Here is a 21,692-nt window from a genome sequence, read left to right on the forward strand (position 1 = left end):
GGCCGGGAAGGCGAGTGGGCCGGGGCCGCCCGCGTCGCGTCCGTGACCCGCCCGGCGCCTCACAGAGTGAGGGCGTACGCCTTGCGCAGCGTCTCGTGCACGGTCCACGTCGTACGGTCGCCCGCGCGCAGCACCGCCATGTCGCCCGGTCCCACCTCCAGCACCGGGCCGCCCTCGACCTCGATCGTCGCGGAGCCGCTGACCACCACGAACAGCTCGTCCGCCTCGGTGTCGGTGACCACACCGGGAGTGATCTGCCAGATCCCGCGGAGCTGCCGGCCGTCCGCCGACTCCCAGACCACCTTGCCGGTCACCTCCGGCGTCCCGGAGACGATCTGCGCCGGGTCGAGGGGCTCGGGTTCGAGGTCGGCGTCGGGGATGTGGAGCGCGAAGCTGTGCGTCATGGGGGCGAGCCTAGCCAGCGCCCGGGCCGTGCGGGCGTGACAGTGTGTGCGGCATCCGGCCTGGTGGCAGGACACTTCGTCGGGCCGCGCCGACTGGCGGCGGGCCGGGGCGCGGGCGATCGTGGGGAGCATGGCTGACTCCGTCGCCGACTCCGTGACGGCCGCCGGTGAGGGGCGCCGGCGGCACGGCACGCGGGAGGCCGTCCTGTTCGGCGGCGTCTACGGCGCCGTCCTCGCCAGCTCGCTGGTCGCCGCGCTCACCCAGTACGGCCACACCTCCGCCGCCAGCCGCCGCTACGACGCCCTCTGGCTGCTGGTGACCGCGTTCGCCTCGGCGCTGGCCCACGGCTACGCGCACTACATCGCCGAACGCACCCCGCAGCACCGCTGGGAGGTCCTGCGCAACCTCGCCGAGGAGTGGCCCCTGGTCACGGCCGTACTGCCGACGGTCTTCCTGCTCGCGGGCGCGGGCTGGGGCTGGTGGCGCCCGAACGGCATCGAGCACATCGCCTTCGGCATGAACATCGCGATCCTCTTCGGCCTCGGCCTGTTCACCGCCCGCGGCTCGGGGCGCGGCTGGGTGGCCGCCGTCCTGATCGGCCTGATGGACGCGGCCCTCGGGCTGATCGTGGTGGTGGCCAACGCGTTCATCAAGTAGCCCTCAGCGGCCCGTGCGTACTCCGTCGAGGGCGATCGACAGGACCCGGTCGCGCTGGGCGTCGGTCTCGAAGGCGGTCGCCGTGATCCCGGCGACCATGCGCAGCAGGTCGCCGAAGTCCATGTCCGTTCGGGCCGCGCCCGCCCGCTGGGCGCGCTCCAGCAGCGGTCCGCCGGCCGCGTACATGGAGTCGCGGCAGGCGATGAAGATGTCCGACTCGTCGTTCAGGGCCTCGCGGACCGCGCGCTTGGTGACCATGTAGCCGGCGAACCGGTCCAGCCAGGCGGTCAGCGCCTCCCACGGCTCCCGGTCGGCGAGTTCCAGGGCCGCCGCGCACAGGGCGTTGACGTCGTCCGCGTAGACGCTCTCGAAGAGGTCGCGGCGGGTGGGGAAGTTCCGGTACAGGGTGCCGATGCCGACGCCCGCGCGGCGGGCGATGTCCTCCAGGGACGCGTCGGCGCCGTGCTCGGCGAAGGCCTCGCGGGCGGCCGCGAGCAGGGCGTCGTAGTTGCGGGCGGCGTCCTTGCGGTGCGGCCGGCGGGTCGCGACGATCTCGCTGACGGGGAACGGCGTGGCCGTCACGGATGCCTCCCGAAGGGGAATCGTTGGGGAACCGGAGGACTACCTCCGAATCCGCTTGAACCGGAGGTGTGCCTCCGTTACAGTGGAGGGGTACCTCCACTTTAGCAGTGCGGGGTGGCACCGCCGTGGACGGACGCGTCCCCGCGCAGGCCGCCCGCACCCGTGAGCACGGGCCCTCGCGCGCCGCGCGCCGCCCGTCCCGAAGACATCTCCACCTCACCCTCCGCGCTCTGATTTTCGGAGAGGCTCCGCCATGCCCCGCTCGTCCTCCCGCCTCACCTTCGCGGTCCTCGCGACCGGTGCCGGCGTGTTCGCCATGCTGCAGTCGCTGATCGCGCCGGCCCTGCCGACCGTCCAGCACGCGCTGCACACCTCGCAGTCCACCGCGACCTGGGTGATGACCGCGTACCTGCTGTCCGCCTCGGTCTTCACGCCGATCCTCGGCCGCGTCGGCGACCTCGCCGGCAAGAAGCGCACCCTCGTCGCGGTCCTGGTGACCGTCCTCGCCGGCTGCCTGGTCGCAGCCCTGGCCCCCTCCATCGGCGTGCTGATCGTCGCCCGGGTCGTCCAGGGCGTGGGCGGCGCCCTCTTCCCGCTCTCCTTCGGGATCATCCGGGACGAGTTCGCCTCGTCCGACGTCAGCGGCAGCATCAGCAACCTGTCCGCGGTGATCGCGGCCGGCGGCGGTGTCGGCATCGTGGCCGCCGGGCCCATCGTCTCCGCCCTGGACTACCGCTGGCTGTTCTGGATCCCGGTGGCCGTCGTCGCCGCCACCGTGCTGATCGCCCTGCGCTACGTCCCCGAGTCGCCCAAGCGGGCCCAGGGGCGCGTGAGTTGGCTCGGCGCGGGGCTGCTCTCGACCTGGCTGGTGGCGCTGCTGCTGCCGCTGAGCCAGGCGGGCCGCTGGGGCTGGGGCTCGGCCAGGGTGCTCGGCCTGTTCGCCGCAGCTGTGCTGCTGTTCGCGCTGTGGCTGACGGTCGAGGCGCGCTCCCGCACGCCGCTGATCGACCTGCGGGTGATGCGGCTGCCCGCGGTGTGGACCACCAACGCGGCCGCCCTGCTGTTCGGCGCGGGCATGTACGCCATCTGGTCCTTCCTGCCGGGCTTCGTCCAGACACCGGCCGCGGCCGGCTACGGTTTCGGCGCGAGCGTCACCGAGTCCGGCCTGCTCATGCTGCCCATGCTCGTGGCGATGTTCCTCTCCGGTGTCCTGTCCGGACGGCTCGAACCGCACGTCGGCCCCAAGGCGTTGCTCACCGCCGGTGCCGCACTCGGCGCGCTGGCCTGCGGGTTCCTGACCTTCTGGCACGACGCCCAGTGGGAGATCGGTGTGGTCGCGGGCCTCTTCGGCCTCGGCATCGGGCTCGCCTTCGCCTCGATGGCCCAGCTCATCGTGGGCAGCGTCCCGCCCGAGCAGACGGGCGCGGCGACCGGTATGAACGCCAACATCCGCACCATCGGCGGCTCCATCGGCGCCGCCCTCACCAGTGTCCTGGTCACCGGCCGTCTCCAGCCCTCCGGCCTGCCCTACGCCGACGGCTACATCCACGGCTGGGCCCTGCTCGCCGTCCTCTGCCTGGCTGCGACCGGCGCCGCCCTCCTCGTCCCGGTCCGCCGCACCGCCCGCACCCTCGACCCGGCCCCGGCGGGTAGGACACGGGCACCCGCACGCGTGCGGTAGGGTTGACCTGCGTGATCACGCGGAACTCCACCGCGTGAACCCGCAGCGGGACGTGGCGCAGCTTGGTAGCGCACTTGACTGGGGGTCAAGGGGTCGCAGGTTCAAATCCTGTCGTCCCGACTTGCGAAGACGCAGGTCGGAGGCCGTGTCGGAGTGATCCGGCACGGCCTCCTGATCATTTTTGGGACCATTTCCTGTGCTCGCTCTCAGCCCGTCGCTGCCGGCCGCCGGGCCGACGCACGGGGCGCCCGGAGCATGCTGGGATGCGCCGAGGTGCTGTGCCCGCGTTGGTGATCTGGTCCATGTCCGGGTGCAGTTACCGCTGCGTGGTCACCAGGGATGCGTGGCCGGCGATCTTGCGCAGCACGTGCACGGGTACGTCCGCGTCCGCGAACCAGGTGAGACCGGTGTGGCGCACGCAGGCCGGGGTCAGGAAAGTCCCGATGCCCGGAGCACCGCCTGCGATGTCTCGTCGTCGATGCGGTGGCCCAGTCGGTCGAGGACATCCGCGCCGTGCCGCAGCGTTCCGTGCTCCAGGGAGCGGCGGACGCCCGTGTCGAGCTCGTGCCAGAGGAAGGGGTTGGCCGCGAGGATGCGGGGATCGAGTTCCACGCGGTGGCCGTGGATGTCCCGTAGGACCAGGTGGGAGGAGACGCCGTCGTACTGCCGTACGACGGTCAGTGCGTCCGTGTGGACCAGGTGCCGACGCCAGGGAGTACGTACCGTGAGCCATCCGGGGCCCGCGCTCACCCGGGCCGGCAGCAGGACGGCGAACGCCGCGGCCGACAGAGCGGCCCAGAGCAGGGCGCGCAGGGGCGTCAGGCTTCCCGCGTCCCAGTCGACGAGCAGGGCCATGGCGCAGAACGCCATGGCGCAGCTCACCGCGAGCCGGGCGCTGCCACGCCAGTGGCGGTCGCCGGCCCGGCCCGTTGGTCCGCTCCGTCGCATGTCGCTGACGCTAAGCGGCCGTAGGGGGACCGGCGAGCGCTGCTTACGGGGTCCTGGCGCCGTACAGGCGAATCTTGACGGGGTCCTGACGTGGTCGGCGGAGTCGGCCGTCAACCGGTGTGCACGCGGGGGCGGCGCTCCCGGTTCGGTTCCGCCTCGCGCAGTACCTCGCGGGTGACCGGGGCGACCTCGCCCTGGCCGAAGAGGAAGAAGCGCAGGAAGTTGGCGAAGGGGCTGCCCTCGGTCCACTCGAAGTAGATGTGCGGGGTGCAGCCCGTGATGTCCCGGGCGTGCAGGAGGAGCGCGGCGAGGGCGTTGGGGATGGAGGAGGACTCCAGGGTCAGGACGCGGTAGCGGTTGTGCAGGACCTCGCCTCGCACCGTGAGCCCGGCTTCGAACTCGGAGGGGTCGGTGACCGTGACCTCGACGAAGACGAGGTCCTCCGGCTCGGGCATGTCGTTGTCGGCGCGGATCTGCTCGATCTTGTCGCGGTACTCGGCCTTGTCCCGCCGGCCGGGCTCGTTGGCGATGAAGCGGATGCGGCGGTGGGACATGTCGCGGATGAAGCGTTCCGCCGTGTCGTCCAGTTCCACATGCGTGACGCGCAGCTCGAAGGCGCGGGCCAGCCGGGACGCCAGCGAGACCAGGATGATGCCGACGATGAAGCAGGCGCCGATCTTCACACCGTCCGGGCGCTCGATGACGTTCACGACGGTCGTGTAGAGGAACACCGCGGAGATGACCGCGAAGGCGATCGTCCACTTCCGCTGCCCGGCCTTGCGGGCGGCGATGGTCACCGCGATCGCGGCCGAGCTGATCAGCACCAGCACACCGGTGGCGTAGGCGCCGCCCTGTGCGTCCACGTCGGCGTCGAAGATCCAGGTCACCAGGAACGCGACCAGCGTGAAGACGACGACCATCGGGCGGACGGCCCGCGCCCAGTGCGGGGCCATGCCGTAGCGGGGCAGATAGCGCGGCATCAGGTTGAGTAGACCGGCCATCGCGGAGGCACCCGCGAACCACAGGATGGCGATGGTCGAGATGTCGTAGACCGTGCCGAAGACACCGCCGAGATACTGGTGCGCCAGGTAGGCGAGCGCACGCCCGTTGGCCTGGCCGCCCGTCTTGAACTCGTCCGCAGGGATCAGGACCGTGGTGATGAAGCTGGTGGTGATCAGGAAGGCACTCATGATGACGGCGGCAGCGGTCAGGAGCTTCTTCGTGTCGCGGATACGTCCCTTGGGGTGCTCCTCGGTGTCGCTGTCGTCGCCCTGGACGTGCGGCATGACGGCGACGCCGGTCTCGAAGCCGGACAGGCCGAGGGCGAGTTTCGGGAAGACGATGAGGGCGACGCCGATCATGACGAAGACGTTCCCGTGTTCCGCGGTCAGGGCACCGGTCCAGTCGGTCACCACGTGACCCGCGGTGATGACGTGCCACATGCCCACGACCACCACCACGACGTTGAGCGCGAGGTAGATCCCGACCAACGCGGTCGCGACGCCGATCGCCTCCAGGAAGCCCTTGAGGAACACCGCGCCGAGCAGGGCCACCAGGAAGAGCGTGATCACCATCTGGTGGCCGTGAAGCGTGCTGGTCAGGTGCGGGTTCTCCACCAGGTGGGTGGAGGCGTCGGCGGCGGAGAGGGTGATGGTGATCAGGAAGTCGGTGGCCGCGAAGCCCAGCAGGGTCAGCACGAACAGCTTGCCCTGCCAGAAGGAGAGCAGCCGTTCCAGCATCGCGATGGAACCCTCACCCCGCGGGCTCTCCTCCGCCACCCGGCGATAGACCGGCAGGGCGCCGGCCAGGGTGACTATGACGAGGACGATGGTCGCGATCGGCGAGAGCAGGCCGGCTGCCAGAGCGGCGATGCCCGGCTGGTAGCCGAGGGTGGAGAAGTAGTCGACACCGGTCAGACACATCACCCGCCACCAGCGTTGGCCCTTGTGCGGGGGCTCGGGCTCGGCGTGGGGCCCCGTGTGGCCGCCGTGCTTGCCCATGTCGGACAGGCCCTCCAGCATCCACGTCCGCAGTCGGCTCGGCGGCGGTTGTTCGGTGGTGGTGGCCATCGACGTGCTCTCCTGATGTGCGGCTCAGCGTGGGGGATTCCGGCCATCACACGGACGGCCGCACCAGCGTAAGCAGGGAGTTACGCGTGGGCCCATGAGTGATCTCACCGAGCGCGTCAAGCTTCCGTTAAGACCGGCCGCGGGCGTATCGGCGGCTCATCAGGATCGCGAAAAGCCCTTGCGTATGGGTGACTCGGGTCGTACAGGTGCGGCCCCGGCCGGCCGAGTTCCGTCAGACGTCCGCCAGCCGGGCCTCCTCCAGGTCCAAGGACCGCTGCAGGCGCCGCCGGGTCGTGTCGCTGATGCGGTGTGCGTCGTACAGCCGCTGCAGCTCCGCCGACTCCACGGTGATCAGGTCCCGGCGCAGTTCGCGGTAGACCCGGTCGGCGGTCTCGGTGGCCGCTGCCGTTCCGTCGCTCTCGGCGAGGCGGTCGCGGGCGTCCTCCAGCCGGGCGTTCAGGCCGCGGCGCAGCCGGTCCAGGACGATGTCCGGTACGGCCTCCAGCTCGGCGAGTTCCTCCAGCCGGGCGAGTCCGGCGTGGGCGAGGCGGGAGCGGGCCTGGACCTCCTCGCGTTCGGTGTGGGCGGGCTCCAGGGCGATGCCGGAGGCGCGCACGACGGGGGCGAGGGTGAAGCCCTGGACCACGAGCGTCACGACCACTACGGACGTCGTCAGGACGAGGACCAAAGGGCGGTCCGCCAGTGCACCGCCGTTCTTCGCGACCTCGGGGATGGACAGGGCGGCGGCCAGCGGCATCACCCCGCGCGTGCCCGCCCAGGTCAGCACCACCGGAATCCGCCAGTTCAGCCGGCTGACCCCGCCCCCGCGCTGGACCACCGTCGACAGCGGCGCGATCCACAGCAGGCGTACGGCGACGAGGGTGGCGGCGACGGCCAGCGCGTACAGCGGCCAGGCATGGTCGCCGTCGGCCAGCGCCCGCACCTGCGCGGGCAGCGCCAGCCCGATCAGGGAGAAGACCACGCTCTCCAGCAGGAACACGACCGTGCCGTACACGGCGTGCAACTGGAGTCTTATGCGCGCGTTGGTGAGCCGGTCGCCGCGGCCGCCCAGGATCACCCCGGCGACCACGCATGACGTCACCCCAGAGGTGTGCGCGACCTCCGCAAGCAGATAGGACGCGTAGGGGGTGACCAGGGCGATCACCGTCTCCAGCACCGGGTCCTCGGTACGGCGCCGGATCAGCATGACCACCCCGGCGACGGCAGCTCCGATCAACGTGCCACCGCCGGCCAGCAGTAGGAACTGGCCACTGGCCGCGCCCCAGCTCGCCGCCGCCGACGCGATCGCGATGCTCGCCGCCACCCGGACCAGCACCAGGGAGGTGGCATCGTTGAACAGGCTCTCCGCCTGGACCAGGACCTGCACCCGCGGGGGCAGGGCGAGCCTGCGGCCCAGCGCGGTCACTGCGACCGGGTCGGTGCTGGCCAGCACCGCACCGAGCACGAACGCCATCTGCCAGGACAGCGGGGTGACCAGGACCGCGACCGCGGCGACGGCCGCTGCGGAGGCGAGGACCAGGCCGATGGCGAGGATGCCGACCGGTTTCCACACGGCCCGCAGCTCCCGCCAGGGCATCTCCTCGGCGCTGGCGTAGAGCAGCGGGGGCAGTACGACGAGGGCGATGATCTGCGGGCTGATCTGGATCTGCGGGGTGCCCGGCAGCAGTGCGACGCCGAGGCCGGCGAGCACCAGCAACGACGGCGCCGGCATCCGCCAGCGGCGCGCGAAGGTCGCCACCACGGTGGCCAGGATGACCAACCCGAGTACCGTACCGACGCCGCGCATGCCGTACCCCTGGAGCTACCACGGGGAGCCGCTCTGGCTCTCCCGGCCGACCAGACTTCCCGGCACACCGCTTTCACCTTATCGGCCCAGGTCACGTCAAGGCAGTGTCAAGGTACTCGTGATCGGCGCCAAGGAATCGCTGACGCTTGCCCCGGCAGGCTCGCCGTAAGGCTTCGTTAGGGGGAAAGCCCATTGCCTACAGGGCAGTTGCTCGAGTGAGCGGAGCGCGTCGGCAGCGATGAGTGACGTACGGCCTGGACGGCTGAAGATCTATCTCGGGCGGCCCCGGGGGTCGGCAAGACCTAGCGCGGGTCGCCGTGCGGCGGGAGACGGACGCGGTGATCTGCCGACTGCGATTTCGGCTGTTCTGATCAGACGCCTCTCGTTGCCTGCCGGTATGCAGGGGTGTGGAGTGCGGCCGTAAGGGTCTCGTCAAAGCCGTGCAGGCCGCCGTATGAGGGTCGTCAACGAGCGACCGGATCCGGCCAGAGAGGCGGTTTCCTCTAATCGTCCTTGTTCTACCCCCGAACCTCCTCAGGAGTTCACGATGGCCGATCTGGCCTTCGTCGTCACCGTCCTCGCGGGTTTCGCGCTGGTGGCCCTCGTCGCCAAGGCGGTGACGAAGCTGTGACCGCCGAGAACATCGTCGGCCTGGTCGTGGCCGTCGCCCTGCTGGGCTATCTCGTCCTCGCCCTGATCTTCCCGGAGAGGTTCTGAGAGCAGACATGGGTCCCGTACTCGCAGGCGTGCTCCAGCTCCTCGCCCTCATAGGCGCGCTGGCACTCGTCTACATTCCCGTCGGCAACCACATGGCCCGGGTCTACTCCTCCAAGAAGCACCTCACGGTGGAGAAGTGGATCTACAAGGCGATCGGTGCCGATCCCGACACCGAGATGACCTGGCCCGCGTACCTGCGCGGCATCCTCGCCTTCTCCGCGGTCAGCGTCCTCTTCCTCTACGTGCTCCAGCGGCTGCAGGGCGTGCTGCCCGGCTCGCTGAACTTCGCCTCGGTCGACCCGGCGCAGTCGTTCGACACGGCGGTGTCGTTCGTGACCAACACGAACTGGCAGTCGTACTACGGCGAGCAGACCATGGGGCACGTCGTGCAGACCGCCGGTCTGGCCGTGCAGAACTTCGTCTCGGCCGCCGTCGGCATGGCCGTCGCCGTGGCCCTCGTGCGCGGGTTCGCCCGCTCGCGCACCGGTGAGCTGGGCAACTTCTGGGTCGACCTGGTGCGCGGCACGCTGCGCATCCTGGTGCCGATGGCGGTCGTCGTCGCGGTGATCCTGGTCGCCTGCGGCGCCATCCAGAACTTCTCCGGCATCCACGAGGTCGGCCAGTTCATGGGCGGGACCCAGCAGTGGAACGGCGGCGCGGTCGCCTCCCAGGAGGCCATCAAGGAGATCGGCACCAACGGCGGCGGCTACTTCAACGCCAACAGCGCCCACCCCTTCGAGAACCCGTCTGCGTTCACCAACCTGTTCGAGATCTTCCTGATCCTGGTGATCCCGTTCTCGCTGACCCGCACCTTCGGCGTGATGGTCGGCTCGGTGAAGCAGGGTTACGCCATCCTCGCCACGATGTTCACCATCTGGCTGGGCTTCACCGCGCTGATGATGTGGACCGAGTTCGCCCACCACGGCCCGGCACTCCAGGCGGCCGGCGGCGCGATGGAGGGCAAGGAGGTCCGCTTCGGCATCGGTGGCTCGTCGATCTTCGCGGTCTCGACCACGCTCACCTCGACCGGCGCGGTGGACTCCTTCCACTCCTCCTTCACCGGGCTCGGCGGCGGCATCACCATGCTCAGCATGATGCTGGGCGAGATCGCGCCCGGCGGCACCGGCTCCGGCCTCTACGGCATCCTGATCATGGCCGTGATCGCGGTGTTCATCGCCGGCCTGATGGTCGGCCGTACACCCGAGTACCTGGGCAAGAAGATCGGCGGACGGGAGATGAAGCTCGCCGCCTGCTACATCCTGATCACTCCGGCGCTGGCGCTGGTCTTCACGGCGGCCTCGATGGCGCTGTCGACCCCGCCGCACTCGATGCTCAACTCGGGCGCGCACGGCTTCTCCGAGGTCCTGTACGCCTTCACCTCGGCGGCGAACAACAACGGTTCGGCCTTCGCCGGCCTGAACGCGAACACCGACTGGTTCAACACCATGACCGGACTGGCGATGCTGCTGGGCCGCTTCCTGCCGATGGTGTTCGTCCTGGCCCTGGCGGGTTCTTTGGCGGAGCAGAAGCCGGTGCCGGTCACGGCCGGCACGCTGCGCACCGAGAAGCCCCTGTTCACCGGCCTGCTCGTCGGCGCGATCCTCATCATCACCGGTCTCACCTACTTCCCGGCCCTCGCGCTGGGCCCGCTCGCCGAGGGGCTGGCGTGATGACCACCCGCACAGAGAACCCCGAGGACTCCATGTCCACAGCCACACCCACCCGGGCGCCGCACAGCGACGTCCCCACCGGCCACAAGCCCATCGAGGGCCGTGTCGGCGGCGGCCTCTTCGACCCCAAGGCACTGATCAAGTCGCTGCCGGAGGCGTTCCGCAAGCTCGACCCGCGGGTGATGATCAAGTCGCCTGTGATGTTCGTGGTGTGGATCGGCTCCGTGCTCACCACGGTCTTCTCCTTCCAGCATCCGGGCGACTGGTTCGGCTGGACGATCAGTGCCTGGCTGTGGCTGACCGTGCTTTTCGCCAACCTCGCGGAGGCGGTCGCCGAGGGCCGCGGCAAGGCCCAGGCCGACACCCTGCGCAAGGCCAAGACCGACACGGTCGCGCGCCGGTTGCTCAAGGACGGCTCCGAGGAGCAGGTGCCGGGTACCGCGCTGACCATCGGCGACCTGGTGGTCTGCGAGGCCGGCGACATCATCCCCGGCGACGGTGACGTCATCGAGGGCGTCGCCTCGGTGGACGAGTCGGCCATCACCGGCGAGTCGGCCCCGGTGATCCGCGAGTCCGGCGGTGACCGCTCCGCGGTCACGGGCGGTACGAAGGTGCTGTCCGACCGGATCGTCATCAAGATCACGACGAAGCCCGGCGAGACCTTCATCGACCGGATGATCAACCTGGTCGAGGGCGCCGCGCGCCAGAAGACGCCCAACGAGATCGCGCTGAACATCCTGCTCGCCTCGCTGACCATCGTCTTCCTGCTGGCCTGCGCCACCCTGCCGCCGTTCGCCACTTACGCCGGCACCCACCTGACGATGGTCGTGCTGGTGGCCCTGCTGGTCTGCCTGATCCCGACCACCATCGGCGCCCTGCTCTCCGCCATCGGCATCGCGGGCATGGACCGCCTGGTGCAGCGCAACGTGCTCGCCATGTCGGGCCGCGCGGTCGAGGCCGCCGGCGACGTCTCCACGCTCCTGCTCGACAAGACCGGCACCATCACCCTCGGCAACCGCCAGGCCGCCGAGTTCCTGCCGGTGCACCGCACCACCGACGCCGAGGTCGCGGACGCCGCCCAGCTGTCGTCCCTGGCCGACGAGACGCCCGAGGGGCGGTCCATCGTCGTCCTGGCCAAGGAGAAGTACGGACTGCGCGAGCGTCACCAGGGCGAGCTGGCGCAGGCGGAGTGGATCGAGTTCACGGCCCAGACCCGTATGTCGGGTGTGGACGTCGACGGCCGCAGGATCCGCAAGGGCGCCACCGCCTCGGTGGTCGCCTGGGTCGAGGCGCAGGGCGGCGAAGTCGCGGCCGACGCCCAGGCGTTGACCGACCGCATCTCCGAGGCCGGCGGCACCCCGCTGCTGGTCGCGGTCGAGGACGCCGAGGGCGCCCGCGTCCTGGGTGTCATCCACCTCAAGGACGTCGTCAAGGACGGCATGCGGGAGCGGTTCGAGGAGCTGCGCCGCATGGGCATCAAGACGGTCATGATCACGGGTGACAACCCGCTGACCGCCAAGGCGATCGCCGAGGAGGCGGGCGTCGACGACTTCCTCGCCGAGGCCACCCCCGAGGACAAGATGGCCCTCATCAAGCGGGAGCAGGCGGGCGGCAAGCTGGTCGCGATGACCGGTGACGGCACCAACGACGCGCCCGCGCTGGCCCAGGCGGACGTCGGGGTGGCGATGAACACGGGTACGTCGGCCGCCAAGGAGGCCGGCAACATGGTCGACCTCGACTCCAACCCGACCAAGCTGATCGAGATCGTGGAGATCGGCAAGCAGCTCCTCATCACCCGAGGCGCGCTGACGACGTTCTCCATCGCCAACGACGTCGCGAAGTACTTCGCGATCATCCCGGCCCTGTTCGCGGCGGTCTACCCGGGCCTGGACAAGCTGAACATCATGCACCTGTCCTCGCCGAACTCCGCGATCCTGTCCGCGGTCATCTTCAACGCGCTGATCATCATCGCCTTGGTGCCGCTGTCGCTGAAGGGCGTGCGGTACCGGCCCATGAGCGCGGACAGGATGCTGCGGCGCAACCTCGGGATCTACGGCATCGGTGGACTGATCGCCCCGTTCGTCGGCATCAAGATCATCGACCTGCTCATCTCCCTCATTCCCGGAATCGGCTGATCGCCATGAACAACTCCGTAACGAACACCGCCCGGTTGCTCGGGGCGGGCCTGCGCGCCCTCCTCGTGCTGACCCTGGTGACCGGCGTCATCTACCCGCTGGTCGTCACTGGCATCGCCCAGGCCCTGTTCAACAACAAGGCGAACGGCTCCGAGATCAAGGCAGACGGAAAGGTCGTCGGCTCGTCCCTGATCGGGCAGTCGTACAACCTGCCGTTGAAGAAGGGCCAGGAGACCCCGGATCCGGACCTCAAGTGGTTCCAGGGCCGCCCGGCCAACGGGCTCGGCACGAACAGCGTCAACACGCGGTACAAGCTGATCCTGTCGGGTGCCACCAACCTCTCCGCGGACAGCAAGGTGCTGGTCAAGCAGGTCGAGGACGCCAAGGCCGCGGTAGTGAAGGACAACTCGGTACCCGGCTTCACGGTCAAGGCCTCCGAGGTGCCCGCCGACGCGGTGACCTCCTCGGGCTCGGGCCTGGACCCCGACATCTCCCCGGACTACGCGGAACTCCAGGCCCACCGGGTCGCGGCGAAGAACGGCCTGTCCGTGTCCACGGTGGAGAAGCTGGTCAAGGACCACACCGAGGGCCGCACCCTCGGCTTCATGGGTGATCCCCGCGTGAACGTCCTGGAGCTCAACATCGCGATCGAGGAGCTTGCGGCGAAGCACTGACGGGATGACGTGACACGCGCGGGAGTTGGCGGCCGGGAGGCATCCTGGGGCCGTCAACTCCCGAAGTCACCTGCAGGCACGGCACTACGGCGTGGACGCCGCCCCCGACGGTGCCACGGCTCTGCGGCTCGCCGCCGCGCGCCGGCCCGACGTCGTACTGCTGGACCTCGGCCTGCCCGACATGGACGGCGTCGACATCATCAGGGCACTGCGCGGCTGGTCCCGGATGCCGATCCTGGTCCTCTCGGCCCGCCGGTCCTCCGATGAGAAGGTGGCCGCGCTCGACGCCGGCGCCGACGACTACATCACCAAGCCGTTCGGCATGGACGAGCTGCTCGCCCGGCTGCGCGCGGCGGTCCGCCGTACCGAGGACACCCCGCTCGTCCCCGAGACGACACTTGTCGAGACGGACGAGTTCACCCTCGACCTGCTCGCCGAGAAGGCCGTACGGGAGGGGGCCGTCGCGCTGGTCGACGAGCTCGCCCATACGAACGTGCCCGGCTCCCGCAAGGCCAAGCGCCGGCAGGATGCGGAGGAGCTGCTGGCCGCCGGGATCGACGTGCTCTCGACCGTCAACATCCAGCACCTGGAGTCGCTGGGTGATGTGGTGGAGTCGATCACGGGGGGCAGCGGGAGACCGTCCCGGACGAGGCGGTCCGGCGTGCCGACCAGATCGAGCTGGTCGACATGCGGGGCCGTACCACCACGCGGCCGTGGGCTTTCCGGGGGTCAAGGGGTCGCAGGTTCGAATTCTGTCCGTCCCGACCAGCTTCACAGCAGGTCGGAGGTCGCTTTCCCGGTGACGGGGAGACGGCCTCGTTCGTGCGCGGGCGGGATCGCGGGCCCGCCGCCGGCCGCCCCGGGCACGTCCTCGCGCGGTTCGGGCCCAAAGGCAGCAGGATGGATGGAGGGCCGGACGGCCCCCGTACGACGGATCCACCCGCGTCCCCCAGGAGGCCCGGTCGTGGCCGAGTCACAGCCCGTGGTCGTCGAGCCGGCCAGAACCGCCGTGTTCGTGGTGCTCACCGTGGATCCGGGCGGCGAGGGAACGGTCCGCGGCCTGCTGGAGGACGTCTCGGGCCTGTGCCGCTCGGTCGCCTTCCGTGCCCCCGGCGAGCAGCTCAGCTGTGTCGTCGGCATCGGCTCGGCCGTCTGGGACCGGCTGTTCGCCGGCCCGCGGCCACGGGAACTGCACCCGTTCGCCGAACTCTCGGGGGACCGCCATCACGCGCCGGCCACCCCGGGGGACCTGCTCTTCCATGTCCGGGCCCGCCAGATGGACCTGTGCTTCGAGCTGGCCAAGCTGTTCCTGGACCGGCTCGGCGGAGCGGTCACGGTCGTGGACGAGGTCCATGCCTTCAAGTACTTCGACGAGCGGGACCTGCTCGGGTTCGTCGACGGCAGTGAGAACCCCGAGGGGCGGCTCGCGGACGCGGCGGTGTTCATCGGCGACGAGGACCCCGCCTTCGCCGGCGGCAGCTATGTGACCGTGCAGAAGTACCTGCACGACCTGGCGGCGTGGAACGCCCTGCCGGCGGAGGAGCAGGAACGGGTCATCGGGCGGACGAAGCTCGCCAACGTCGAACTGCCCGACGACGTCAAGCCCGCCGACTCCCACGTGGCGCTGAACACCGTCACCGACGAGAACGGCGACGAGCGCAAGATCGTCCGCGAGAACATGCCGTTCGGTACCCTGGGCGACGGCGAGTTCGGCACGTACTTCATCGGCTACGCGCGCACCCCGGACGTGACCGAGCAGATGCTGCGGCACATGTTCCTCGGCGACGCGGGTGCCACCCACGACCGCATCCTCGACTACTCGACCCCGGTCACCGGGTGCCTGTTCCACGTGCCGACGGCCGGCTTCCTCGACGACCTGCCCCCGGCTCCCGGCTGAGCGGCCCGAGCGGTACGGTCACCCCACCGCACCACCGGCGGTCCGCCGCGCTGCCGGCCCGGCGGTCGCGGCGCCCGGTCAGTCCCGCGCCGCCCACAGGCTGCGCACGTGCCCCAGGTGCCGGGTCATGATCTCGCCCACGGCCGTCTCGTCGCGCTCCAGCAACGCGTCCAAGAGTTCCAGGTGTTCCTCGGCCGAGGCCAGCAGGCGGCCGGCCTCGACCAGGGCGGTGAGGCCGTAGAGGCGGGAGCGGCCGCGCAGGTCGGCGACCACCTCGACCAGGTGGGCGTTGCCGGCCAGGGCCAGCAGCCCCAGGTGGAAGCGGGTGTCCGCCTCGACGTAGGCGATCAGGTCGCCCGCCGCGGCCGCCGCGACGATCTCCCGGGCCGCCGGGCGCAGGGCCTCGAGCGAGACCCGGTCGGCCGTACGGGCCAGGGCCACCACCGTGGGGATCTCGACGAGCGCGCGGATGTGGGTGTACTCGTCCAGCTGCCGGTCGGAGACGGCGGTGACCCGGAAACCCTTGTTCGGCACCGTGTCGACCAGGCCCTCCTTGGCGAGGTCCAGCATCGCCTCCCGCACCGGCGTCGCCGAGACACCGAAGCGGGAGGCGAGCGAGGGTGCCGAGTAGACCTCGCCCGGTCGCAGTTCGCCCGCGATCAGCGCGGCCCGCAGCGCGTCCGCGACCCGCTCGCGGTAACTGCTCCGCCGGCCGCCCAGCCGGGGGAGCACGGGCGCGGTCGCGCCCTCGGGGGCCGGGGTCGGTGCCATGTCACGCATCATCGAAGTCTAGTCGGTCTCCAGCGGGCCGGTGGCTAGAGGACGAACCCCTCCGGGAACGGATCGGCGGGGTCGAGCAGGTACTGGGCGGTGCCGGTGACCCAGGCACGGCCGGTGAAGCTCGGCAGGACGGCCGGGACGCCGGCGACCTCGGTGGTGTCCAGCAGCCGGCCCGTGAACCGGGTGCCGATGAACGACTCGTTCACGAACTCGGTGTGCAACGGCAGTTCGCCCCGCGCGTGCAGCTGCGCCATACGCGCACTGGTCCCCGTGCCGCAGGGCGAGCGGTCGAACCAGCCGGGGTGGATGACCATGGCGTGCCGGGAGTGGCGGGCGGTGGCGCCGGGCGCGTACAGGTGGACGTGGTGGCAGCCGCGGATGGACGGGTCCTCGGGGTGGACCGGCTCCTCCCCGGCGTTGATCGCGTCCATGAGCGCCAGCCCGGCGGCGAGGATGTCGTCCTTGCGGCCGCGGTCGAACGGCAGGCCGAACTCCTCCAGCGGCAGGATGGCGTAGAAGTTGCCGCCGTAGGCCAGGTCGTACGTCACCTTCCGCCCGTCGGCGAGCACCGCCGTGCGGTCGAGGCCCGCGCTGAAGGACGGCACGTTGCGCAGGGTGACGCTCGTGGCTGCGCCGTCCCGCACGGCGACCTCGGCCACCACCACCCCGGCCGGGGTGTCGAGGCGCAGGGTGGTGACGGGTTCGACGACCTCCACCATGCCGGTCTCCACCAGTACGGTCGCCACGCCGATCGTGCCGTGCCCGCACATCGGCAGGTAGCCGGAGACCTCGATGTAGATCACCCCCCAGTCGCAGTCGGGTCGGCTCGGCGGCTGCAGGATCGCACCGCTCATCGCACAGTGCCCGCGCGGCTCGTTCATCAGCAACCGCTTGACCGGGTCCCGGTGTTCACGGAACCACAGCCGCCGCTCGTTCATCGTGGCGCCCGGTACGGTGCCGATCCCGCCGGTGATCACCCGGGTCGGCATGCCCTCGGTGTGCGAGTCGACGGCGTGCAGGACGAGCTTGCTGCGCATCGTGCGGTTCCTTCCCTGGTGCCTTTCCCGGAGTCCCTTTCAGCATCCCTCTGCCGTGGGCCGTCACTGGAGCCCGGCCGCCGCGGCCTTCTCGGTGGCGGCGCGGACCGCGGCCTCCTGCTCCGGCGTCAGCGGGACGCGCGGCGGGCGGACCGGGCCGCCGTACCGGCCCACCACGTCCATGGACAGTTTGATGGCCTGCACGAACTCCACCCGCGAGTCCCAGCGCAGCAGCGGGTGGAGCTGCCGGTACAGGGGGAGCGCGGTGGTGAGGTCGCCGGCCGTCGCGGCGCGGTACAGCTCGGCCGAGGCCCGGGGGAGCGCGTTCGGGTAGCCGGCCACCCAGCCCTTGGCGCCCGCCACGGCCAGCTCCAGCAGCACGTCGTCGGCGCCGATCAACAGGTCGAGTTCGGGCGCCAGTTCGGCGATACGGTAGGCGCGGCGGACGTCGCCGGAGAACTCCTTGACGCCCTGGATGTGGCCCTCGCCGTGCAACCGGGCGAGCAGTTCGGGTACGAGGTCCACCTTGGTGTCGATCGGGTTGTTGTACGCCACCACCGGCACGCCCGCCCTGGCGACCTCCGCGTAGTGGGCGACCACGGACCGCTCGTCGGCCCGGTAGGCGTTGGGCGGCAGCAGCATCACGGCCCCGCACCCGGCCTCGGCGGCCTGCTCGGCCCAGCGCCGTGCCTCGGCGGAGCCGTAGGCGGCGACCCCCGGCATCACCCGTGCCCCGCCGACCGCGGTCACGGCCGTCCGCACCACCTCGGCGCGCTCCTCGGGGGTGAGCACCTGGTACTCGCCGAGCGAGCCGTTCGGTACGACGCCGTCGCAGCCGTTCTCCACCAGCCACGCGCAGTGCTCGGCGTACCGGTCGTGGTCGACCGACAGGTCCTCGCGCAACGGCAGCGCGGTGGCGACGAGGACACCGCGCCAGGGACGGTTCTCCGGGTGAGGCTCGACGTGCGGCATGGCGTGAGGCAAGGCGTGAGGCATGAGAAGTCTCCCGTTCAATAGGGTGTGACATATCACTGATGGACTCATTGGGGCCGGCAGTCCGGGGTGGTGCGGCCGGTCCGGGTCCTTCCGACGGTCCGGCGGCGGCGCGGTTCAGTCCGGCTCGTCCTCGGGCAGTTCCGCGAGTACGCCGAGCGGGACCGGGCGGGCGAAGGGGCGGCGGCCGGGTGTCGGCGGGCAGCCGGAGAGAGCGGCCACCGCGGGGCCGCACACGCGGCCCTGGCACCAGCCCATCCCGGCCCGGGTGAGCAGCTTCACGGTGCGCGGGTCCCCGGCCCCGAGCACGTCGACGGACGTGCGGACCTGGCCGGCGGTCACCTCCTCGCACCGGCACACCACCGTGTCGTCGGTGATCCGGGCCGCCCAGCCGGCCGGCGGGGCGTACAGCGCGTCGAGCGCGGCGGAGAACTCCCGCAGCCGCCCGCGGGCCCTGGCCGCCCCGGCCCAGCGGCGCGGGTCGGGCGGGGTGCCGTGCAGCCGGGCGGCGACCGACCGGCCGGCGATGTGCCCCTCGGCGAGCGCCGGCGCCGCACCGCCGATCCCGGTGGCCTCGCCGGCCGCCCAGATGCCCGGCACGTCGGTGCGCTGCTCGCCGTCGACCCGGACGCCCGTCTGGGACAGGGCGCAGCCGAGCGTCTCGGCGAGGTCGGTGTGCGGCAGCATGCCGTGCCCGACGGCGAGGGTGTCACAGGGGATGCGGCGGGCGCTGCCCGCCACGAGCCCCCCGTCCCGGTCCAGCGCGGCGACGGTGACCGCCGTCAGCCGGTCGGCGCCGTGCGCCTCCACGACGGCGTGCCGGGTGAGCGTGCGTACCCCGTGCCGCAGCAACAGGCCGGCGTATCGAGCGCCTTCGGCGAGTTTTCCCGGCTGTGCGGCGAGCGCCCGTGCGTGTCGCGGCAGGGCCTTGGGATCGGCGGACTCGACCAGCGCGGCCACTCGCGCGCCCGCCGCCGCGAGACCGCAGGCCACGGGCAGCAGCAGGGGACCGGTGCCGGCGACCACGACGGTACGGCCGGGCAGCACCAGGCCGCCCTTGAGCATGGCCTGCGCGCCGCCGGCGGTGACCACGCCGGGCAGCGTCCAGCCCGGGAAGGGCAGCACCCGTTCGTAGCCGCCGGTCGCGAGCAGTACGGCGTCGGCGCGTACCGTCACTCCTTCTTCCTGAAGCGGCCCGCGCAGCGCGTGTACGGCGAACGCCCCACCGGACGTAGGGCTGCGGACGCCGTCGGTGCGATCGGTGCCGTCGATGCCGTCGGTCGTGTCGACGCGGTCGCTGCCGTTCGTGCGGTCCACGCACCAGACGTGGTGGTCCGGCAGGTGGCGGACGTGCCCGGCGGCCAGTTGCCGGTCCAGGCCGGCCCGCAGCCGTTCCCAGGTGCGCCACTGGTGGTGCAGGGCCTGTGGCCGGCGGGCGCCCAGGGCGGCGGCGGGCTGCCGGTAGAACTGTCCGCCGGCCTGCTCGGCCGCGTCCAGGAGGGTCACCCGTACCCCCCGGGCGGCCGCCGCCAGGGCCGCGGCCAGTCCGGCCGGGCCCGCCCCGACCACGGCGAGGTGTGGTCGCTCAGACGTCGTCAAGGCCCGTCCCCTCCTGCGTGCGGATCACATCGCCCGGCCGTACCGGAACCAGACAAGCCCGTTGGTTCGGGCGGTCGTTGACGGTCACGAGGCAGTCGAAGCACACCCCGATCCCGCAGAACACCCCGCGCGGCCGGCCGGTGCCCCGGGTGCTGCGCCAGGAGGTCACCCCGGCCGCCCACAGCACGGCCGCGACCGTCTGGCCCGGCAGCGCCGTGACGGGGCCGCCGTCGAAGGTGACCGTGAAGGCGGTGCCCGGCACGGCCCGGGCCAGTTCCCGTGGGTTCACCGCGTGGTCCCTCCGTCGGGCTCGAACCGCTCCGGACGGAACGGCGCGAGGTCCAGGTCAGGTGTCTTCCCGGTCAGCGCCTGGGCGATCAGGAGTCCGGTGCCGGTGGACAGTCCGATGCCGGCGCCCTCGTGGCCGCAGGCGTGGTACAGCCCGGGCAGCCGGGGATCGGGGCCGATCGCCGGCAGGTGGTCGGGCAGATAGGGCCGGAAACCGGCGTACGTCCGCAGCGCGCGCACCCGCTCCAGGAAGGGGAACAGCCCGATCGCGCCGGCCGCCAGAGCCCGTACCGCCCGCAGGGACAACGCGCGGTCGAAGCCCACCCGTTCACGGCTCGCGCCGATCAGGACGGGACCGGCTGCCGTGCCCTCGACGACCGGCGAGGTGCGCAGCGCGGCCGAGTCGCTCGCCACGTCGGCCACGTAGTCCGCGGCGTACACCTTGTGCCGGACCATACGCGGCAGCGGCTCGGTGACCAGCACGAAACCGCGCCGGGGGAGGACCGGCAGGGCCGCGCCCACCGACGCGGCCAGCTCACCGCCCCAGGTGCCCGCCGCGTTGACCACCGCGGGCGCGTGGATGTCGCCCCGGGCGGTACGGACGCCGAGCACCGAGCCGTCCGCCGCGCGCAGCACACCGGTCACGGCCCGGCCCGTGTGGAGGCGGGCGCCGGAGGCGCGCAGCAGATGGGCGGCGGCCAGTGCGGGCATGACCTGCGCGTCCTGCGGATAGCGGACACCGCCCGCCATGCCCGTGGCCAAGTGCGGTTCCAGCTCGCGCAGTTCGTCGGGACCGACCGGCTCGGCGGTGACCCCGGCGGCACGCTGGCCCGCGGCGAAGCCGCTCAGCGCACCGAGGGCGCCGGGCGTCCGGGCCACCACCACACCGCCCTTGGGTTCGTACTCCACCGCCGCACCGAGTTCCCCGCCCAGCGAGGCCCACAGACGACCCGACAGCAGGGCGAGATCAAGCTCCGGGCCCGGCTCCTTGTCGGAGACCAGCAGGTTGCCCTCGCCGGCACCGGTGGTGCCGCCGGCCACCGCGCCCCGGTCCACCACCCTCACGTCGAGGCCGGCCCGGGCGGCGTACAGCGCACAGGCCGCGCCCACCATGCCGGCTCCCACGACCACGACATCGCAGGTCAGTCGCTTCGCCACATCAGTACTATGTCACATGTCGCTGGCGCTGAGGAGTCCCCGCGCCGGCCCTCGCCCCTGAGTCGCCGTCCGCCCGGAGTCCCAGGCGTGGACGCCCCCTTGACGTCGTCCGGCCGCGGACCGACACTCCGGAGAAGGAAGCCCAGTGAACAGGTAGGGAATCATGGTGCGCCTCGAAACGGTCAGCGGCCGAGCGTGCCGTACGCCGTTGCGCGTCCCCCTTCTCACCTCCCGTCTGCACATCGACCTGTTGCGCGTCTGCAGCGCCATCGGCCACGGGAGCTGACCCGGGCCTGCCGCCGCCCCCCCGCACGCACCCGTCGCTGGTCGACTGTCGCCCGTCACCGGTAGACAGTCGCCAGTCGCCAGTCGCCAGTCGCCTGTAGGCCGTCGCCAATCGCCAGTCGCCTGTAGACCGTCGCCTGCCGACCGTCACCCGGCGCTCGTCGTCCGTCGTCCGTCCACGAACGACTTCCGCCGCGCATCCATCCGCGCACCGTTCGCGCGCACGCACCAGGGGAGACGCATGTCCATCACTCCGCTCGCCACCGTCCCGGCCGATCCGGCCCCGGAACGCGCGCAGCGGCCACTACGC

At 71.4% G+C, this 21,692-nt stretch carries 20 protein-coding genes, 1 tRNA gene and 2 pseudogenes; 12 read left to right on the forward strand and 11 right to left on the reverse strand.

Annotated features, from left to right (window positions below; genetic code table 11):
• Positions 1-59: 59 nt before the first annotated feature.
• Positions 60-404, reverse strand: a complete 345-nt coding sequence (locus tag V7E45_RS25575) for a cupin domain-containing protein (protein WP_333776547.1) — start codon at positions 402-404, stop codon at positions 60-62.
• Between the two features lie 130 nt (positions 405-534).
• Between V7E45_RS25575 and V7E45_RS25580 the strand changes: the two genes are divergently transcribed.
• Positions 535-1,062, forward strand: coding sequence for a hypothetical protein (locus V7E45_RS25580; RefSeq protein ID WP_333776548.1), 528 nt, complete (start codon positions 535-537; stop codon positions 1,060-1,062).
• 3 nt (positions 1,063-1,065) lie between these two features.
• On the opposite strand, the gene V7E45_RS25585 is transcribed toward V7E45_RS25580, so the two are convergent.
• Positions 1,066-1,644 (reverse strand): TetR/AcrR family transcriptional regulator, encoded by a 579-nt coding sequence (locus tag V7E45_RS25585; RefSeq protein WP_333776549.1) that lies wholly within the window; start codon positions 1,642-1,644, stop codon positions 1,066-1,068.
• Between the two features lie 253 nt (positions 1,645-1,897).
• On the opposite strand from V7E45_RS25585, the gene V7E45_RS25590 reads away from it, so the two are divergent.
• Both V7E45_RS25590 and V7E45_RS25595 read left to right on the forward strand, forming a co-directional pair.
• On the forward strand, positions 1,898-3,325 hold the full coding sequence (locus V7E45_RS25590; protein WP_333776550.1) for an MFS transporter: 1,428 nt from the start codon (positions 1,898-1,900) through the stop codon (positions 3,323-3,325).
• 46 nt (positions 3,326-3,371) lie between these two features.
• Positions 3,372-3,445: transfer RNA gene (locus tag V7E45_RS25595), tRNA-Pro, on the forward strand.
• 309 nt (positions 3,446-3,754) lie between these two features.
• On the opposite strand, the gene V7E45_RS25600 is transcribed toward V7E45_RS25595, so the two are convergent.
• The 3 genes from V7E45_RS25600 to V7E45_RS25610 all read right to left on the reverse strand — a co-directional run bounded on the left by V7E45_RS25600 (position 3,755) and on the right by V7E45_RS25610 (position 8,149).
• Entirely contained in the window at positions 3,755-4,273 is a 519-nt protein-coding gene (locus V7E45_RS25600; RefSeq protein ID WP_333776551.1) for a hypothetical protein, read from the reverse strand.
• A 110-nt stretch (positions 4,274-4,383) separates the two neighbouring features.
• Entirely contained in the window at positions 4,384-6,342 is a 1,959-nt protein-coding gene (locus V7E45_RS25605; protein WP_333776552.1) for an amino acid transporter, read from the reverse strand.
• A gap of 232 nt (positions 6,343-6,574) precedes the next feature.
• A complete protein-coding gene (locus tag V7E45_RS25610; protein ID WP_333776553.1) occupies positions 6,575-8,149 on the reverse strand; it encodes a Na+/H+ antiporter in 1,575 nt (524 codons plus the stop codon).
• A 454-nt stretch (positions 8,150-8,603) separates the two neighbouring features.
• On the opposite strand from V7E45_RS25610, the gene V7E45_RS25615 reads away from it, so the two are divergent.
• The 8 genes and pseudogenes from V7E45_RS25615 (at position 8,604) to V7E45_RS25645 (ending at position 15,242) form a co-directional block, all read left to right on the forward strand.
• Positions 8,604-8,780 carry a hypothetical protein gene (locus V7E45_RS25615; RefSeq protein ID WP_333776554.1) on the forward strand — a complete coding sequence of 59 codons (177 nt, stop codon included), beginning with the start codon at positions 8,604-8,606 and terminating at the stop codon, positions 8,778-8,780.
• A complete protein-coding gene (kdpF, locus tag V7E45_RS25620; protein WP_016434100.1) occupies positions 8,777-8,866 on the forward strand; it encodes a K(+)-transporting ATPase subunit F in 90 nt (29 codons plus the stop codon). The genes V7E45_RS25615 and kdpF overlap by 4 nt, the downstream gene beginning before the upstream one ends.
• Before the next feature lie 8 nt (positions 8,867-8,874).
• Positions 8,875-10,536, forward strand: a complete 1,662-nt coding sequence (kdpA, locus tag V7E45_RS25625; RefSeq protein ID WP_333776555.1) for a potassium-transporting ATPase subunit KdpA — start codon at positions 8,875-8,877, stop codon at positions 10,534-10,536.
• Positions 10,536-12,671 (forward strand): potassium-transporting ATPase subunit KdpB, encoded by a 2,136-nt coding sequence (gene kdpB / locus V7E45_RS25630; RefSeq protein ID WP_333776556.1) that lies wholly within the window; start codon positions 10,536-10,538, stop codon positions 12,669-12,671. Before kdpA ends, kdpB begins: the two co-directional genes overlap by 1 nt.
• Positions 12,672-12,676: 5 nt before the next feature.
• The gene (locus V7E45_RS25635; RefSeq protein ID WP_333776557.1) at positions 12,677-13,345 is read left to right on the forward strand and encodes a potassium-transporting ATPase subunit C; all 669 of its coding nucleotides are present in this window, start codon (positions 12,677-12,679) and stop codon (positions 13,343-13,345) included.
• Positions 13,346-13,370: 25 nt separating this feature from the next.
• Positions 13,371-13,802 (forward strand): annotated as a pseudogene (locus V7E45_RS25640) (response regulator); the annotation flags it as partial.
• Positions 13,803-13,958, forward strand: a pseudogene (locus V7E45_RS40675) (sensor histidine kinase KdpD); the annotation flags it as partial.
• Between the two features lie 351 nt (positions 13,959-14,309).
• Positions 14,310-15,242, forward strand: coding sequence for a Dyp-type peroxidase (locus V7E45_RS25645; RefSeq protein ID WP_333776565.1), 933 nt, complete (start codon positions 14,310-14,312; stop codon positions 15,240-15,242).
• 78 nt (positions 15,243-15,320) lie between these two features.
• On the opposite strand, the gene V7E45_RS25650 is transcribed toward V7E45_RS25645, so the two are convergent.
• The 6 genes from V7E45_RS25650 to V7E45_RS25675 all read right to left on the reverse strand — a co-directional run bounded on the left by V7E45_RS25650 (position 15,321) and on the right by V7E45_RS25675 (position 21,097).
• Positions 15,321-16,025: a GntR family transcriptional regulator gene (locus tag V7E45_RS25650; RefSeq protein WP_443056175.1), complete on the reverse strand. Its 705-nt coding sequence runs from the start codon at positions 16,023-16,025 to the stop codon at positions 15,321-15,323.
• 32 nt (positions 16,026-16,057) lie between these two features.
• The gene (locus V7E45_RS25655; protein WP_333776559.1) at positions 16,058-17,059 is read right to left on the reverse strand and encodes a proline racemase family protein; all 1,002 of its coding nucleotides are present in this window, start codon (positions 17,057-17,059) and stop codon (positions 16,058-16,060) included.
• A 63-nt stretch (positions 17,060-17,122) separates the two neighbouring features.
• On the reverse strand, positions 17,123-18,031 hold the full coding sequence (locus V7E45_RS25660; RefSeq protein ID WP_333776560.1) for a dihydrodipicolinate synthase family protein: 909 nt from the start codon (positions 18,029-18,031) through the stop codon (positions 17,123-17,125).
• A 138-nt stretch (positions 18,032-18,169) separates the two neighbouring features.
• On the reverse strand, positions 18,170-19,651 hold the full coding sequence (locus V7E45_RS25665; RefSeq protein ID WP_333776561.1) for an FAD/NAD(P)-dependent oxidoreductase: 1,482 nt from the start codon (positions 19,649-19,651) through the stop codon (positions 18,170-18,172).
• Positions 19,638-19,940 carry a (2Fe-2S)-binding protein gene (locus V7E45_RS25670; RefSeq protein ID WP_333776562.1) on the reverse strand — a complete coding sequence of 101 codons (303 nt, stop codon included), beginning with the start codon at positions 19,938-19,940 and terminating at the stop codon, positions 19,638-19,640. Before V7E45_RS25670 ends, V7E45_RS25665 begins: the two co-directional genes overlap by 14 nt.
• Positions 19,937-21,097, reverse strand: coding sequence for an NAD(P)/FAD-dependent oxidoreductase (locus V7E45_RS25675; protein WP_333776563.1), 1,161 nt, complete (start codon positions 21,095-21,097; stop codon positions 19,937-19,939). Before V7E45_RS25675 ends, V7E45_RS25670 begins: the two co-directional genes overlap by 4 nt.
• A 163-nt stretch (positions 21,098-21,260) precedes the next feature.
• On the opposite strand from V7E45_RS25675, the gene V7E45_RS25680 reads away from it, so the two are divergent.
• Positions 21,261-21,383 carry a putative leader peptide gene (locus tag V7E45_RS25680; RefSeq protein WP_333776564.1) on the forward strand — a complete coding sequence of 41 codons (123 nt, stop codon included), beginning with the start codon at positions 21,261-21,263 and terminating at the stop codon, positions 21,381-21,383.
• Positions 21,384-21,692 lie beyond the last annotated feature (309 nt).

It is taken from the genome of Streptomyces sp. IBSBF 3136, from assembly GCF_036815105.1.
Classification (GTDB): domain Bacteria; phylum Actinomycetota; class Actinomycetes; order Streptomycetales; family Streptomycetaceae; genus Streptomyces.

Coding starts and splice junctions, on each gene's coding strand:
- V7E45_RS25575 (WP_333776547.1), bottom strand. CDS start 404: ATGACGCACAGCTTCGCGCTCCACATCCCCGACGCCGACCTCGAACCC.
- V7E45_RS25580 (WP_333776548.1), top strand. CDS start 535: ATGGCTGACTCCGTCGCCGACTCCGTGACGGCCGCCGGTGAGGGGCGC.
- V7E45_RS25590 (WP_333776550.1), top strand. CDS start 1,898: ATGCCCCGCTCGTCCTCCCGCCTCACCTTCGCGGTCCTCGCGACCGGT.
- V7E45_RS25600 (WP_333776551.1), bottom strand. CDS start 4,273: ATGCGACGGAGCGGACCAACGGGCCGGGCCGGCGACCGCCACTGGCGT.
- V7E45_RS25605 (WP_333776552.1), bottom strand. CDS start 6,342: ATGGCCACCACCACCGAACAACCGCCGCCGAGCCGACTGCGGACGTGG.
- V7E45_RS25610 (WP_333776553.1), bottom strand. CDS start 8,149: ATGCGCGGCGTCGGTACGGTACTCGGGTTGGTCATCCTGGCCACCGTG.
- V7E45_RS25615 (WP_333776554.1), top strand. CDS start 8,604: ATGAGGGTCGTCAACGAGCGACCGGATCCGGCCAGAGAGGCGGTTTCC.
- kdpA (WP_333776555.1), top strand. CDS start 8,875: ATGGGTCCCGTACTCGCAGGCGTGCTCCAGCTCCTCGCCCTCATAGGC.
- kdpB (WP_333776556.1), top strand. CDS start 10,536: ATGACCACCCGCACAGAGAACCCCGAGGACTCCATGTCCACAGCCACA.
- V7E45_RS25635 (WP_333776557.1), top strand. CDS start 12,677: ATGAACAACTCCGTAACGAACACCGCCCGGTTGCTCGGGGCGGGCCTG.
- V7E45_RS25650 (WP_443056175.1), bottom strand. CDS start 16,025: ATGATGCGTGACATGGCACCGACCCCGGCCCCCGAGGGCGCGACCGCG.
- V7E45_RS25655 (WP_333776559.1), bottom strand. CDS start 17,059: ATGCGCAGCAAGCTCGTCCTGCACGCCGTCGACTCGCACACCGAGGGC.
- V7E45_RS25660 (WP_333776560.1), bottom strand. CDS start 18,031: ATGCCGCACGTCGAGCCTCACCCGGAGAACCGTCCCTGGCGCGGTGTC.
- V7E45_RS25680 (WP_333776564.1), top strand. CDS start 21,261: ATGGTGCGCCTCGAAACGGTCAGCGGCCGAGCGTGCCGTACGCCGTTG.